The organism is Methanobrevibacter sp., from assembly GCF_045646045.1.
Lineage (GTDB): Archaea > Methanobacteriota > Methanobacteria > Methanobacteriales > Methanobacteriaceae > Methanocatella.
Window position 1 is genome coordinate 1 of record NZ_JAZRJY010000061.1, and the last position, 16413, is coordinate 16413.

General features: G+C 34.1%; 15 protein-coding genes, 1 tRNA gene, 1 other RNA gene and 1 pseudogene. 5 read left to right on the forward strand and 13 right to left on the reverse strand.

Annotated features, from left to right (window positions below; translation table 11 throughout):
* The 7 genes and pseudogenes from ACKI5C_RS03730 to ACKI5C_RS03760 form a co-directional block, all read right to left on the reverse strand.
* Nucleotides 1–2147: pseudogene (locus ACKI5C_RS03730) on the reverse strand (hypothetical protein); the annotation flags it as partial.
* A 167-nt stretch (nt 2148–2314) separates the two neighbouring features.
* The gene (locus ACKI5C_RS03735) at nt 2315–2815 is read right to left on the reverse strand and encodes a YgjV family protein (protein WP_407431875.1); all 501 of its coding nucleotides are present in this window, start codon (nt 2813–2815) and stop codon (nt 2315–2317) included.
* A 5-nt stretch (nt 2816–2820) separates the two neighbouring features.
* Nucleotides 2821–3231: a C-GCAxxG-C-C family protein gene (locus ACKI5C_RS03740; RefSeq protein ID WP_407431876.1), complete on the reverse strand. Its 411-nt coding sequence runs from the start codon at nt 3229–3231 to the stop codon at nt 2821–2823.
* Nucleotides 3232–3248: 17 nt separating this feature from the next.
* Entirely contained in the window at nt 3249–3581 is a 333-nt protein-coding gene (locus ACKI5C_RS03745; protein ID WP_407431877.1) for a hypothetical protein, read from the reverse strand.
* Between the two features lie 195 nt (nt 3582–3776).
* Nucleotides 3777–4418, reverse strand: a complete 642-nt coding sequence (locus tag ACKI5C_RS03750) for a site-2 protease family protein (protein ID WP_407431878.1) — start codon at nt 4416–4418, stop codon at nt 3777–3779.
* Between the two features lie 145 nt (nt 4419–4563).
* Nucleotides 4564–5025 (reverse strand): hypothetical protein, encoded by a 462-nt coding sequence (locus ACKI5C_RS03755; RefSeq protein WP_407431879.1) that lies wholly within the window; start codon nt 5023–5025, stop codon nt 4564–4566.
* Between the two features lie 49 nt (nt 5026–5074).
* On the reverse strand, nt 5075–5653 hold the full coding sequence (locus ACKI5C_RS03760; protein ID WP_407431880.1) for a flavin reductase family protein: 579 nt from the start codon (nt 5651–5653) through the stop codon (nt 5075–5077).
* 186 nt (nt 5654–5839) lie between these two features.
* Between ACKI5C_RS03760 and ACKI5C_RS03765 the strand changes: the two genes are divergently transcribed.
* Complete coding sequence (locus ACKI5C_RS03765; RefSeq protein ID WP_407431881.1) at nt 5840–7675, forward strand: subtype A tannase; 1836 nt, start codon at nt 5840–5842, stop codon at nt 7673–7675.
* Between the two features lie 25 nt (nt 7676–7700).
* Here the strand turns inward: ACKI5C_RS03765 and ACKI5C_RS03770 are convergent, their stop codons facing one another.
* Both ACKI5C_RS03770 and ACKI5C_RS03775 read right to left on the reverse strand, forming a co-directional pair.
* Nucleotides 7701–8573 (reverse strand): CPBP family intramembrane glutamic endopeptidase, encoded by an 873-nt coding sequence (locus ACKI5C_RS03770; protein ID WP_407431882.1) that lies wholly within the window; start codon nt 8571–8573, stop codon nt 7701–7703.
* 216 nt (nt 8574–8789) lie between these two features.
* Nucleotides 8790–9083 (reverse strand): hypothetical protein, encoded by a 294-nt coding sequence (locus ACKI5C_RS03775; RefSeq protein ID WP_407431883.1) that lies wholly within the window; start codon nt 9081–9083, stop codon nt 8790–8792.
* A gap of 724 nt (nt 9084–9807) precedes the next feature.
* Between ACKI5C_RS03775 and ltrA the strand changes: the two genes are divergently transcribed.
* The 4 genes from ltrA (at nt 9808) to ACKI5C_RS03795 (ending at nt 14998) form a co-directional block, all read left to right on the forward strand.
* Nucleotides 9808–11301 (forward strand): group II intron reverse transcriptase/maturase, encoded by a 1494-nt coding sequence (ltrA, locus tag ACKI5C_RS03780; protein ID WP_407431884.1) that lies wholly within the window; start codon nt 9808–9810, stop codon nt 11299–11301.
* 692 nt (nt 11302–11993) lie between these two features.
* A complete protein-coding gene (locus ACKI5C_RS03785; RefSeq protein ID WP_407431885.1) occupies nt 11994–12944 on the forward strand; it encodes a reverse transcriptase domain-containing protein in 951 nt (316 codons plus the stop codon).
* A 104-nt stretch (nt 12945–13048) separates the two neighbouring features.
* Nucleotides 13049–13498: a group II intron maturase-specific domain-containing protein gene (locus ACKI5C_RS03790; RefSeq protein ID WP_407431926.1), complete on the forward strand. Its 450-nt coding sequence runs from the start codon at nt 13049–13051 to the stop codon at nt 13496–13498.
* A 306-nt stretch (nt 13499–13804) separates the two neighbouring features.
* A complete protein-coding gene (locus ACKI5C_RS03795; protein ID WP_407431886.1) occupies nt 13805–14998 on the forward strand; it encodes an RNA-guided endonuclease InsQ/TnpB family protein in 1194 nt (397 codons plus the stop codon).
* A gap of 34 nt (nt 14999–15032) precedes the next feature.
* Here ACKI5C_RS03795 and ACKI5C_RS03800 read toward each other — a convergent pair whose 3' ends face one another.
* The 4 genes from ACKI5C_RS03800 to ACKI5C_RS03815 form a co-directional block, all read right to left on the reverse strand.
* Nucleotides 15033–15254: a flavodoxin domain-containing protein gene (locus ACKI5C_RS03800; protein ID WP_407431887.1), complete on the reverse strand. Its 222-nt coding sequence runs from the start codon at nt 15252–15254 to the stop codon at nt 15033–15035.
* Nucleotides 15255–15430: 176 nt separating this feature from the next.
* Nucleotides 15431–15710: RNase P RNA component (gene rnpB, locus ACKI5C_RS03805), an RNA gene on the reverse strand.
* Nucleotides 15711–15731: 21 nt separating this feature from the next.
* Nucleotides 15732–15806 (reverse strand) — tRNA-Met (locus ACKI5C_RS03810).
* A 103-nt stretch (nt 15807–15909) separates the two neighbouring features.
* Nucleotides 15910–16413, reverse strand: a complete 504-nt coding sequence (locus tag ACKI5C_RS03815) for a hypothetical protein (RefSeq protein WP_407431888.1) — start codon at nt 16411–16413, stop codon at nt 15910–15912.

Below are 16413 nucleotides of genomic sequence, written 5' to 3' on the forward strand. Positions count from 1 at the left end.
TCTAGATAACCTAATTCACTATCCCACTTAAGAGCACCAGCCTCATTAGAAGCGGAATTATTAAAGAAAGTAGAACCAGAAACATTACCAGAAACACCAGTCCACTTAACAGCACCAGCCTCATTAGAAGCATGATTACTAGTAAAATTACAATCAACTACATTACCAGGTCCACCTTCCCATTTAAGAGCACCAGCATCATTAGAAGCAGAATTATTAAAGAAACTAGAACCGGAAACAGTACCAGAAACACCAAACCACTTAACAGCACCAGCATCATAAGCAGAATTACTAGTAAAATTACAATTTTTCACAGTACCTGATCCACTATCCCACTTAAGAGCACCAGCCTCATTAGAAGCAGAATTATTAAAGAAACTAGAACCAGAAACATTACCAGAAACACCAGTCCACTTAACAGCACCAGAATCAGGAGCAGAATTACTAGTAAAATTACAATTTTTCACAGTACCTGATTCACCTTCCCATTTAAGAGCACCTGCTTCTTTATCAGCAGAATTTTTAAAGAAAGTAGAACCAGAAACATTACCAGATTCACCACTCCACTTAACAGCACCAGCCTCATTAGAAGCAGAATTATTAAAGAAACTAGAACCAGAAACAGTACCAGAAACACCAATCCACTCAATAGCACCAGCATAACTGGTAGCAGAATTAATGGTGAAATTACAATTCTCTACAGTACCATAGTCACCTTCCCATAATATAGCACCATCTTCATAAGCAGAATTATTAAAGAAAGTAGAACCGGAAATAATTCCATTCTCACCATTTGCTTCCCATGCAATAGCACCAGCATAATGAGTAGCGGAATTATTGAAGAAATTACAATCTGTTATATTTCCTTCAGATCCTGACCAGCATATTGCACCGGCATAACAATAAGAATTATCTATAGCCCATGCGGAGTTACCGGTAAAATTGGAATTGAGTATTTTTCCATCCTTACCTAACCATTCAATAGCTCCACCAAAAACCCATCCCATTTTATAGCTGCCATCACCATCATAGCAAGCAGAGTTATTAATGAAATTACATGATGAAACTACCACATTTTCGCAACCGCTATCAACTTTTATAGCACCTGCTTGGGTAGCAGTGTTATTGGTGAAATTACAATAGTCAATCTTGATATCACCAGAAAGAATCTCTATAGCACCAGGTGATGAATAGTCTTCAGAAAGATTAATAAGAAGCCCTCTGTTATTTTCAAAAATAGATTGAGAAATAACGGAATTCTTAGCATCTCCTCCAAGCCTAATAGCACCGGCATGCTGTGCAGTGTTGTTAGTAAAATTACATTTAATAACTGTCAATTCTTCACAATTAGAATCAATTGCACCACCACGCATTATAACATTATTATTTTGGAAATAACTATTATAAAGGAATCCTTTTTTAGGTTTCACAGAATATATGCCCTCATCATCATGATATCCCCATGATATTGCAGCACCATAACCTGCCTTATTATATAAAAAGTTACAGTTTGATATGTTTCCATTATCACCTGACCAGAATATTGCACCCCCTCTGTCCTGAACATCATCCTCATACTGTCCATAACCTTGATAATCGACAGCATTATTGGTAAAATTGGAATTTATAATTGTTCCGTCATCTCCGGCCCAATTAATAGCTCCTCCACGATAGTCAACATTCGTGTTATTGAAGAAATATGAATTCTCAATTCTGCAACTGTCAGCATTAGAGGTTATATTAATGGCACCTTTTGAATCAATGAAGTTTATATTCTTTAATACAACAGTAGCGTTTATTGTGAATATTTTAGCCAAATTATTACCACTTATTGTAATATTTTTACTAGGATCACCGGTGATATTAATTTGCTTATTGATTAAAATACCATTTATAAATGCATCATCTCCAGGTTGATAAGTATAATTCTTATCTAAGGTTAAAGAATTGCCTGCATTGGAAATTTCATCATTAAGTTGAGTAAATGTTGATTCATCAGCAGCCAAAATATCATCGGGAGCATTTCCAATAATGCCCTGGGACGAATCGTCAGCTGCACTTACAACGTTGACACATAAGATAAACATAATCGTTAGAATAATGACTAAGTATTTGCTTTTCGTATTTTCACCTCCCTTTACAATCAATTAAAAAAAAATGAGTAAAAATTTGCATAATATCGAATAATAATTACTCAATTAAAGATATGAATAAAAAATTATATAAATATTATTAATAGATAGAAAAACTCAAAATGATAAATAAATTAATAAATAAAAAAAGAGAGGAGTTTAAAAAAATAAAGATAAAAAGCTCATCTTTTAATTAACCTCAGCAGAGAAAGAGAACCTATAGCAACCGTAATTGTCTCTGCAGTCGCTGAAGTGAAATCCAGAATAGCCAAAAAATAAACGATGTAGATTAAGCTGTTGACTATGAAACTTATCTTAATCGATTTGATTGATTTAAGAGCGTAATTGCAAACAGTAATCTGAACAATTGCAATAACCGGTAGCAAACCGATAAATCCCATGGTATTTACCACAACACCCAAAACAACAGATATTATCAGGAAAAATATTGTCCAGTTAAATGTCAGATTGTCCTTATACACCATCGCATTTCTGGCAGATGCAATGGACAGTGTAGTTACGCCGGTCCAGGAAAAAAAGAAAACTGAGGATATCGCCAGGACAAATGCATTTAAAAACTGATACTTATAGGCTTTTTTCACGTCATTGACGCAGTAGCTGACAATCAGAAATATTCCTGCAATAAAGGATATCCCGTTTCCAACCAGAATATTCCAGGCCAAATCCATCATATGATTTTTTCCGTAATCTCAACTGCAGAGGCAACCATTTTAGGACAGATTTCCTTAAAGAGATTATTGTTCCGTGCTTTTTCAACGCCTTCAGGAGTGCTGATATCACATACGAGCAAATCCCTGCAGATAAAAGATCCGTTTTCTTTTTCAAATTCTGAAAAAAACCTGTTTGAAAGCTCATCACATGTCTTTTTATCCTCACCATGCTTCAAGCCGATGGCCATTAATGCACCGGTGCATGCTCCGCAGACTTCAGCCTGGCGCATGCCGCTTCCAAAGCAGGCCCCAATCTTAAAGGCTTCACTTTTGGAAAGTCCAAACTCTTCACAAAACACGGCAAAAACTGCCTGTGAACACACATATCCATTATCAAATAAGTAAACTGCTTCATCAACACGAGTCATAAAAATAGATATGAACTTCAATTAATTAATAGTTTTCTAAGTTCATCAATATTCAATTCAACGAATTCTCTGTATTTGGGATCAGATAATATTTTATATTGCTTCATATTGCTTCTTCCATAAGCATCTTCCATTAGCATCTGCAAATCATCAATATCACTATTCAATATAAGATTTAACAGATTTTTTTCATGATTTGTTAATTTTTCCAAATGAGCTGCAATACGGGAATGGAACTTTAAAACAAGATTGGTATTTTTTTTAGCCATCCTCTCAAGCAGGAATGCTGGAACAAATTTAAAAAGATGTTGATACCTTTCAATATCTTCATAAGTAATTTTTTCTTGCATGATATCCTATCCCCCTTCCACATATAATATATAAAAATCAAAATATTTAAAATTAAAACATAAGAAAAAATTATGAACATGAGACATTTCCCAGCTGACGATTATATCAAATGCAGGAATGATGAATTATTTTCATATTTCAATGAATTCTTCTGCGAATTTGCCTTAAATGCATACCATATCCCCAAAACAAATCTATATTCCTATAAGCATCACAACCATTTTTTCGGCACCTATTATTGTGGCTAGAACCAGCATAATACATGCAAGGACAAATGTAACAATCCAAATTTTAACATCCCACTTAAAAACATTGAGCCCATCTAATGTCCATAGAGGCAATAGGTTAAATGCAGCCAAAAAGCTATTAACAGAAAAGCCAACAGTGTTAATCAAAAAGATTAAATTAAAAACACTAGAATGAATCTTTAAAGGATATATTAAAGTTGCAATTACTATAAATAGCAATGCAAGAGCCATATTTGCCATCGGACCGGCAACTGCAGTTCTACCCTTTATTTCATCAGGAACATCATCTTCATCGATTTTGATTGAACCGACAAATGCCAATACAAATCCCAATAATGATGAAATAAATGTAATTAGTAATCCCAGAGGCCACATCTTAAATTCTGCATTGTAGCCATACTTTATTGCCACGAATTTCTGCGCAAGCTCACGCAGCATAAAACCAATACCAACACCAACAGTTACAATAGGTAAAATTGAAATGGCCCCATAAAAGTTCATTTTAACAGTCGATATTGTAAAACATATGGACAATACAATAAAAGAAATTATCAAATCCCTTATTTCATTACGTGTATATTCAACCATGATAATTATATCTATTTTTAAAAATAAAATATTTTTTCTTTGATTTTTGAGCATAGTAAATAACTAAAGCAAATACAAACATGAAACAAGAAAAAATTGAATTATTGTACAAACATACATCAATTATTTTCTTTTTTTAATAGCGTTACTTTAACCGCCTTGCATAGTCAAGATGAATGCCAATATGTCCGATTGCAAGTACGAGCGCTGCAAAAATTAAAAAGAGATTCATCTTATAGATTCCCAAAAATAGAAATGCCAAAACGGGAAGGGTTGCACCTGCAACAGGAATGCCCAGAAAGCTGGAATACATGTCTTTCATTGTTTTAGGACTTCTGAAGTACTTAATCCAATACAATTCATAGAGTATCATGAATATGAAAGCCAGAATCAGCATCAATATCCATGGAGTGAAGATAATATCATCAGCAAAAAATAGGCAACAAATAATCAAAACCTGTCCAATACGTTCAATCATTGTCAAAGTCCTATTTTCATCTTTTGAATAATCATCATAATCTTCAGGTTTGTTTTTCGCCCAGATAATATTTGGAACAAAGAGCATTATTAAAAATATTAAAGTAATATATGAAAATCCGAAATTCATTTAATATACCCAACCATCATAACATCAAAAAAATATGCATGTACAGTATTCATTTCCTGTATTTCAGCCCTATTTTAAATGCTTTGCCAATAAAATCACCAATTTCAAAATAGCTATGGCTTACATCATCATAACACAAAGGATTTAATTTTTCATATGAAATTTTACCTTTTTCATTTAAAACATCCTCTTCTGCCTGTACATTAACGATTTCACCCGTTATCTGGGTGTGTGATCCGACTTCAGCAGTGTGCATCACCCTGCATTCAAGAGATATTTTAAACTCATTTATTATTGGTGCATTAACTTTTTCAGCATCCTTAAAAGTAAATCCTACATCTTCAAGCTTGTTGGTGTCATATCCTGAAGCTATTCCAATATAATCCGTTTCGGCCCCATGCTCAACGCTTGGAAATGCAAGGACAAATTCATTGGAATACAGAATACTTTTAAGAGTTTTTCTTTTTAAAGTAGTGTTAATGGCTATCATTACCGCCGGCGGATGATGAGAACACATTGCTGCAAAGGCAAGTGTACAGCAGTCGGCATTGCCATTTTCATCATATGCAGATACAACAACGGCAGGTGCCGGAAACATCATTGTTTTTGGATTAAGATTGACTTTCATGATTATACATTTATAAATTAATAGTAAATAAATTGTTTTAAAATAAGAAAATACTTGATATTCATAGAGGTTAAAAGTAAAATTGTTCATTTTCCCCAATACAATCATGAAAAGAAATGTTCAGAGGAATAAAAAAAGTATTATATAGTAGTTACGAGTTATAGAATACTACACAGCGGTGATAACATGAAAAAAATACATAAAATACTAACAATTATAGTAATTTCAATAATAGTCCTTGCTGGAGCATTTATATTATTTACCAAAAATACTCCAAGCGGAAATGGGCCGTCATATAATGCAACTGCATTAAGTCAAAAACTATCAATCAACATGAACAACTGGAGTTATGATTCGGAAAATGACATATACTATCAAATTGGACTCGTCTACTGTATGAATCCGAAAGACCCCGCATATGAATCCTGTGGAATATATGTTCCCGGAAAATACTTTAATGCAACCAAAAACCCGAATGGAACATATACCTGTACCGTAAATGATTCCAGGAAAGTCGGAAACTATAGCGCATCAACAGCACCTATAGTAATGCCTGTCAATACACCAGGATATTCTTCATGTGCTGCGCCAACTGCATATAATGCAGGTGAAGTAAAAGACTATACTGATGCAGGATTTATTTATTTGAATGCAGGATGTTTTGGAAGAGACAACGGTCAGGCCCCAGAGGGAGTAACTGATTTAAAAGCAGCCATAACATATTATAGATTCAATGGAGATGTTTTGCCCGGCGACAGTGAAAAAATATTTACCTTCGGTCACAGCGGAGGAGGAGCACAATCTGCAATACTGGGTGCCAGCGGAAACAGCAAATTATACACACCATACCTTGAAAACATACAATCAGCAATGGTTTCAAAAGATGGAAATACACTATCAAATGCTGTTGCAGGTGCAATGTGCTGGTGTCCTATTACAAACCTGGATACTGCTGATGAAGCATACGAATGGAATATGGGCCAATATGCAAGAAGCAATGGTACATTCACTGCAAGTTTGAGTGAAGACCTTGCAGGAGAATATGCGGAATACATCAACAATTTACATCTCAAAGATCCGAACGGAAAAACATTAAGCCTGGAAAAAAGCAACAAAGGCACATATTGCTCCGGAAGTTATTATGATTATATGATAACAATAACCGAAGAATCATTAAATAACTTCTTAAATGACACCACATTCCCATACACCCCAAGTGCCGGCGGAATGGGAGGAATGCCTTCCGGAGGAATGCCTGGAGGAAACGGTGCAATGCCATCAGGATCTGCACCAAATGATTTAGAAAATAGTGCAATGCCATCAGGAGGAATGCCTTCCGGAGGAATGCCATCAGGAGATATGGGCAGTACTGATAGTTCCAGTGATTCTGAAAGTTATGCAACTGCAAAAGATTACATTAACTCTTTAAATGGCAATGATACATGGATTGAATATAATGAAACCACAAATACTGCAAAAATCAAAAGCCTTGAATCATTTGTTAAACATTGTAAAAATCCGTCAAAATCCGTACCTGCATTTGATGATTTAAACCGCTCCCAAGCTGAAAACGGATTATTTGGTATTGATGCAAATGATTCCGCACACTTTGATAAGATATTAAGTGATTTGCTTAACAATAACAGCAGCACCTACACGAAGTTCAGCGATTATCAGGAAAGCTATGCAACAGAATATGCAGGGGATCTGGAAAAACGAGACGGATTGAATACTACCATGCAAACACGTGTAGACATGTACAATCCAATGTATTATCTGTGCGACTACTATAACGGCAGCGGCACATCGGATGTAGCCAAATACTGGAGAATTAATACGGGCATTGAACAAGGAGATACATCACAGTGTGTAGATGTAAACCTATATTTAGCGGTATTGAATAAAGTAGGTCCAGATAACGTTGAATTTTCAACCGTATGGGGCCAGGGCCACACTCAAGCTGAAAGAACCGGAAATTCAACCGGCAACTTCATAAATTGGGTGAATGATTGTTTGAATTAAGAAATCCAAATTAGGATTTCTTTTTTTAATTTTTTCTATTAGGATAGTAAACAGCTATAATAAGTGATATGATGAATACTGCCGTTGTGATTAAACTGGATTCCGGTCCGAAAGCTCCCCCATTTATCAGATTTTGACCTACCTGGCTGAATTTCATTATTGACGGTGTTGTATAACCGCTTACATTAAATCCAAGTATGATTCCCTGTGAAAAGTTCCATGCAGTATGAACACCACCACAAACCCAAATATTATCAAATCTTAAAAACATCACCGCAAAGACCATTCCAACGATGAAAATATTGACAATAGACAACAAGTCTATTCCAGGACTTAATAAATGAGGAAGTGCAAAAACAATACAGTTAATTACCATTGCAAGAAATATGCTGTGTCTTTTGAAAAAATAGGTTATTGTCCATCCGCGAGCATACATTTCCTCACTGAAACACTGTATTGCAAAGAGAATGAAATATGGAATTACTAAAATTAAGGAGGACAGGTCATATCCTTCAAACCTAAATTGTCCAAGCAGCATACCTATTGCCACCACAGCACTAAACATTAAAAAACCGAACAAGAGACCTTTCAAAGTTGAAGAAAATCCATTGCCTTTAGAAAATCCGATACTCCTCCAGCTGCGCTTTTCTATTTTAGTGACATAGAAATAGATTACAAATGGAACAATTATGAATCTGCCTAGGGTAACAAATATGTCTTCCTTAATCGGACTATATATCATGAATATATAAGTGAATATTTTTAAAATAATAAATAACAATATAAATAAACCAATATAAATTCCTATTTCTTTTATTGAAGACATTTCTTCAACATTACTGCGCGCTTGCTTTAATGTTTCAGAATTGTCTGCAAATTCTTTAATAATGGACAACATTCTTTCACCAAACATTTTCTAAATATAATCTGTAATTGTTCATATATAATTATTAATATTATGAAATCAAAAAAATATTTGGCGAAAAATTAGTTGAATAATTAATATTCATGGCCTGTTAAGAGCAAGCCACCTAAAATATGGTGGGTTACCTCTCAAAAATTGGCAAATCCTACCACCATTTCCAACATTAAAAATAGTAAAAAAGAAGAATGACTATTTAATTTCATTAATTATTGGATTTAACTTATCAAAATCTATGAAATCAACTTTTTTACCATACGTCTCTATTATAGCTTTTATTTCAGCTGTTCTTTCCTTTTCTTTTAATCTTTTTGATCTTTTATAAGCAAATGCCATCATAGTTTTGTGTTTCAAATTAAGAATAGAATAATCTATTCCGCCCCTTAAAAAATAGACATTAACTTGATTATACATATCCTCTGATAGTTGTCTTTCTATTCCATCCATTATCCTATCAATATTCCCTTTATCATTAGGGTCTGCCAATCCCACTGTTGCAATTACGATTTTCTTATTATGACAATCTTCGATTTTATCAAATAAATGAAAGAATACTCCGACCTCTTTTAGGTCGGTGCGACGAGCAATTGCCTTTTAATTTGTTATATAATCTTTGATTATATGTTAGTGCAGTCATTGGACTGATAATCCTGTTATGCGGGTTATTCTCGCTTGAAACTGCATTATTGGTGACGATAATGTGGGTTGCATGATAGTTTAAAGCCTAATCGATAGTCATACTCCGGGCTGTTGAGGGCGAGAGAAAGATTAGTACTGGTTAATGTTATGTGAACTTTTGTTTAAAGTCTCGTTAGGGGGAACGATGTTTTATTAAAGGAGTTTAAATGATTCCATCGTGTTAACAAGCCAATTTTAAGTCATACGCTATTCGACCGGAACGTATATAGGCCATAACCTTTTAGAGCTTGTTCGGGATACAGAAAGAACCTAACCTAATCGTATCTAACAAAAGGTAAACTCGGTAAGCCTGATAAAGTCTAGAATTTATTCTAGTAGGGTGACCGTGAGGAAACTTGAATTCTCTATCAGGTAAAGGATGCTAAGAAAGCAAATGCCATTATTTGGTCGAAAGACAGCAGGAAACTGACAAATTTTAATAACTGTGAATGGATATGCTGACTTTAGCAGGTGAACAACATGCATATAAAACGAATATTTTGGTTTTATTCAAAGATTGGAGGTATAATTGATGAGAAATACACAAAAGGATACTTTTGTGTCCACCACTTCAAACATTACTAACTGGTCTTCCATAGATTGGAAGAAAGCAGAAAAGTATGTAGATAAAATTCAAAAGCGGATATATCGTGCTGAAAGTGAAGGTGATTATCGTAAAGTAAGAGATTTACAACGATTATTAGGACGTAGTGCTTATGCACAATTATTGGCAATCAGAAGAGTTACTCAGACTAATAAAGGGAAGAGAACCGCAGGTATTGATGGATTTAGAGCATTAACTGATAAGAAAAGAATGGAGTTATTTTACAAAATTCGTAATCGTAATATTAATTTACATAAGCCGAAACCGGCTCTTCGTAAATATATTCGTAAAAAGAATGGTAAAATGCGTCCTCTTAGTATTCCAGTTATTCTTGATAGGATTTATCAAGAGATTCTTCGGATGGTTTTAGAACCTCAGTGGGAGGTTCGTTTTGAACCTACCAGTTACGGATTTAGGCCTAAAAGGAGTATTCATGATGCTGCGGAAAGGATATTTAATTATATTCATCCTGGTAATTGGGTTTATGTATTTGAAGGAGATTTCAAGTCATGTTTTGATAATATTGACCATGATTTCATTCTTGAACAAATTAAAGGATTTCCATACTACAAACTTGTTGAGCGTTTTCTTAAAGCAGGTTATGTTGATAATAATATGTTCAACCGTAATGATAAAGGTACTCCTCAAGGAGGATTGCTCTCGCCTTTATTGGCGAATATTGCCTTGACAGGCATGGAAGAATGTTTAAATATCTCATACAGAAAGAAAACATCCAATAGAAACGGGAAACCTTACACTACTTATATAACCCAAGGTAAATATCGAATGACTCGATATGCCGATGATTTCGTTATTTTTACCAAAACTGAGGAAGATATACTGAAAGTACCTGAAATTCTAGAACCTTATTTAGTTAAAAGAGGTTTAACACTCGCTGAAGACAAAACAAAAATTTCCCATTTACGAGAGGGATTTGATTTTCTGGGACTGAATTTCAGAATATACTACTCTAAAAATGGCCACAAAACTTTAATTAAACCATCTAAAGAGAGTATTCAGAAAGCCCGAGATAAAATCTCCGATATATATGAGAATATGAATGGAAACAATGTTGATACCTTAATTGAAGTTGTTAATCCAGTTATTAGGGGAATTGCTAACTTTTGGAAACCCTATGTTTCCAAGGAAATATTTGGCAAAATGGATAATTTCATTTGGATTAAGAATAGTAAATTCCTTAAACGGCTTCATCCCAAGAAAAGTAAGAAATGGATTAAAAAGAAATACTATCCGCCTTACAATGATGGAAAACACCGAGATAATTGGGTTTTAACTGGCCCTAATAATGGTCTACATATGGAAAGAATGTCTTGGTACCCGATTAGACGGCATACCATGATAAAATTTAATTACAGTCCATATGATGCTAGTAAATCAGATTATTTTGCAAATAGACGATAAATTAAACCTTATTATTCAGATAAATGTTTGCTTGAGCCCATTGTGATGGTGCGACAAGATAGGGTCTCCCAACCCTTTAAAGTCAGTAAAATCTCTATAAAGAGGTTTTAATCCCTGTTGCGTGGGATTTCCTCCTCTGAAATTCTTAATCTGGTAACGGACTTAGGAAGTTGCATGAAGAAAATGCTTAATTTAATGATAGTATTCAATCATTAAAGGGCTAGAGGAAGAATAAGAAAGGTTAACATTATGTGAACAATTGTAAGCATCGTTATGGGCAGTGATAGGTGGAATACAATGCAATTTTTTTTGCTACTATCATATTGCAAATAAGAAATAAGTAGTCAACACATACTTATATTTTCGCAACCTGCATATTTGCCGATGTATAGATTGAACCTTCCCTTATTCGTATCTGACGGGAGATTAACTTGGTAAGCCATTTGCAGTCCTCCGATAACATATGGAGGTAAGCGGATTGTGAATGAAGCCTAACTCTGCAGGTGGTAAAGGATTTTGAAGAAAGCGAATGCCGTTATTGTCGAAAGACAGCAGTAAACTAGGGTTATAATAACTGTGACGGATACCACCCCTTTGTGGGCGGACATGGAAACATGGCTGACTTTCAAAGAATAGACAACGTGTATATAAAACTATAGAATGTTATTTATTAAAAGGATGGTGATTAAAAGATGAGTTATGCTCAAAATCGTCGGAGTTTTGAGTCCACAACATCATACGCTACTTTATGGTCTAATACTGACTGGAATAAGACTCGAAAGTATGTAGATAAACAACAACGTAGGATATATCGTGCTGAATCAAATAATGACAAACGAAAAGTAAGAGATTTACAAAGAATGCTAGTTCGCAGTTCTGCTGCGTTAAAATTAGCAATAAAAAGAGTTACTCAAATAAATAAAGGTAAGAAAACCCCTGGTCTAGATGGTTTTCGTGCAGTAAATGATAAACAAAGGGGAGAATTATTCGTAAAAATGAGAAATATGAATATTAATCTTTACAAGCCTAAACCGGCTTATCGAATTCATATTCCTAAAAAGAATAATAAAACTCGTCCACTAAGCATACCTGTTATTATAGACAGGGTGTATCAAGAATTGCTTCGAATGGCGCTTGAACCGCAATGGGAATTCAAATTTGAACCCGTTAGTTATGGTTTTCGTCCAAAAAGGAGAGCACATGATGCTATGGAAAGAATTTTCTATAATGTTAAAAATGGAAATTGGTGTTGGGTATTTGAAGGCGATTTTAAATCGTGTTTCGATACATTAGACCATAACTTCATCCTCAAACAAATTGAGGGTTTTCCGTATGTTAATGTTGTAGAGAAATTCCTAAAAGCAGGTTATGTCGATAATAACGTCTTTTTTCGTACGAAAATTGGAACCCCACAGGGAGGTCTTTTATCGCCATTGCTTGCCAATATTGCTTTAACTGGCATGGAAGATTGCTTGGGAATTTCTTATAATAAATTAACTCGTAAAAATGGAAGTACAAATTATAATGCTAAGGGAAATTATCGTATGACTCGATATGCCGATGATTTTGTAATATTTGCTAAAAGGAAGAAATCGAGAAAGTTTACGATATTCTTAATCCTTATCTTGAGGAAAGGGGTTTAATCCTCGCAGAGGATAAAACTCGTATTACACATATTTCTGAGGGCTTTGACTTTCTCGGTTTTGAAACTAGACAAAGGCACACTAAGGATGGAGACAAATGTTTCATTAAACCATCTAAAGATTCTCTAAAGAATGCCAGAACTAAAATCGCAGAAAGATTTGAACTTATGAAAGGGCATAATGTTGGGAATTTAATTGATGCTCTTAATCCCTTGATTATCGGACTTGTAAATTATTGGAAACCCATGGTTTCCACAGTAGCATTTGAAAAGATGGATAATTATATTTGGATTAAAGTCAAGAAATTCCTAAAACATCTACATCCCAAAAAAGGATGGAAATGGATTAGAAGAAAATATTTTCCTGATCCTAAGCCTGAAGATAAACATCAAGATAGGTGGATTTTGACTGACCCAGTTTCTGGTCGTCAATTAGTTAAAATGAGGTGGACTAACATTGACAAAAGGCATATAATGATTAAACATAATTATTCGCCTTTTGATAGTGATAAATCCGAATACTTTAAAAATCGACAGATTAAGTTGTCAAATTGATTAAGATAATGGTCTATTTGAGCCGTAGTGCTAAAAGGCACACGTACGGTTCTTCTGAGAGAGCGAGGCAGTAATGCCTCAATCTTATCTGACAAAGTCACACGATGGGTTCTTAGGAGAGAAGGAGGGGGCGACCCCTCTGACTTATCCGACGAGATGAATTTCACAAAAAAGACACGGAGTCATTTTTTTTAATTAATATTTTTGAATAATTACTTTTCAAATGCTCTCTCTCATTTTGTTTATATATTTTGTATATTCATATATATTTTTGTAGTGATAAAAATCTGTTAATGGTTTTTTTCAATGGTTGTTAGATGGTGTGTTTTATTTATGCCTGAGGTTTTAAGTTGTAAATGTAGTATTAATCCTAATTGGGATTTAAAGATTGCTTTTTGGGATGCTTTTGGAGCTTCACGTTTTGTTAGCAATAACGTTAGACAAAAAGTAAGGCAAGCAAGAATTCACAACAAGATAATCGATAAAAATTACTCTGAATCTAAGGATGAAAAGATTTGGATAAATAGGAGTTTTTACAATGATTGTCTACGTGAATTAAAGCATGAAAATCCATTTCTATACGAAATCGACTCTACAGCTTTACAAGAATCTACAGAACGCTTACAAAAAGCATATCAACGCTATGATAAAAGATTATCTGGTGAACCTAAGATTAAAACATTAAAAAATCCAGTACAATCATTCACCATTAAAAACATCAAAAACAGCATTAGACTCAAAGACAATTACATAAGACTAAATAAATACGGATTCATCAAACTACATGGATTGCGACCAATACTGGGCAGAATACAAACCGTAACAATCCTATATGACAAAGGAAGATGGTATGCAATATTGACTTATCGAATTGAAATCCGAATAGATCCACTTCCATTAACCGGTAAAGCAGTGGGAATTGACGTTGGTTTAAAAAATTATATCACATTATCAACAGGAGAGGTGATAGCCAAACCAGACACCCGTGATTTAGATGATAAAATAAAAAAACAACGCAAAATAGTATCCCGCAGATTCCAAGTCTCACCATATGGAAGCAACTACCTAAAAGCCATAGAACAACTACAACGACTCGAACACAAAAGAAACGACATAATAAACGATTTCCACCACAAAATAAGCAAAAAAATAGTTACTGAATACGATATAATCGTAATGGAAACATTAAATATTAAAGGTATGCTAAAAAATCATCATGTCAGTAGCGGAATTCATGATGCCGCATGGTATAAACTAAAACAAAAAATCAAATACAAAGCAGAATTATACGGTAAAACATTCATCGAAATAGACCAATGGTTCGCTTCCACAAAAACATGCCACAAATGCGGCTACAAAAACAACAACATAACCCTAAAAGACAGAGAATGGAATTGCCCAAAATGCGGCACACAGCATGAAAGAGACCACAATGCCGCAATCAACATCTTAAACGAAGGGTTAAAAACACTAAAAAAACCTAGGGGACCTGGGGGATAGCTTAGAATATTTTCCATTCAATAGAATGGATTACCTAAGAATCTCCGACCTCTACAGGCCGGAGAGGTTCAATTAAAGTTTTTTTCATACCCAAGACCCTACCCGCATACAAAGCTCCCAGATATATTATTGTTTCATATTGATTTATATCTTGAATATCAGTATATTTTTCTGCTTTGATACCTGTTTTTTTAGATAATTCTTGAGCATATTGTTTTGTTGTTCCATACTGTGAACCATAAATAATTATTTTCATAATATTGCACCATGATTATTAAGTCTTTTTATGTAATGTTAATTTATTGTTCCATTTATTTTCTTATTGCCCTATTATATATTTTAATTCATGATTATAAAAAATTAATGAAAATTCCATAAAAACTTTAAATAAAGTATAAAAATTAGTAAAAAAGAAAATAATTAATATCCATGGCCTGTTAAGAGTAACCCACCTTCTGTTTTAACAGCATTCATCTTAGCGAACTACCTTGCCTACAACAGTGATCATCAGCAACTTTGTTCTTGCACCTTATGGGGTGGCCGTTTCACCGATTCTTTTAATGTCCTCAATTAAATATCATCGTCAACCATTAAAAGCCGTGTCGTTTCTGCTCCATTGCCATACTTCTCAGCATACATTTTTCAATGCCATAATCTGTGTGATGGGCGGAGTTTCCTTAGTTAAAATAACCAGCAGCTGTCTTTAACTTGCCATGAAAATATTAATTAAAAGTAGCAGGGCCTAGATTTGAACTAGGGATCTCAGGGTTATGAGCCCTGCGGGATCACCAGACTACCCCACCCTGCTATAAAAACAAGAAAATAGTCAACACTAATACTATATTCGCGATAATATATAAAACTTTCTATAAAAGTAGAAATTAGGGATGAATTTATCCCATTTCAAAAAATTATTTTTCTAATGCTTTAATTCTTTTATCCAAATCATTGAGCTTTTCTTCTGTAGCTTCCTGGAATTCTTGAGAAGATTTTTTAAATTCCTGATAATCTTTATCAAGTGCATCAACAGAATTGGTGGTTTCGGTAAACTTGGCTTCAAGTTCTCCAAGATCTTTTTTTGTTGCAAGTGACCAGTCTTTAATCAATTCATCACTTTTTTCATCCAAGAATGAATCAAGTTTTTTAGAAAAAGCATCTGTGTTGATACTTGCTTTATCAATGTCGCTCAATTTAACTTTTATTCTTTTAGTTACAGATTCTGACTCTTTATCTTTATTTAAATCATTGTATTCAGAATTTTTATTAAGCACTTCATTCATATGTGCATCAGCACTTGTTGGAATATAAGCCTTGAGCTTATTCATAGTACCTGGAGTATTCAATAAATAATAGTAAACCAAAACAACAATAGCAATTACTAAAATGATTATAGCGACAGCTTCAATAACTTCCAT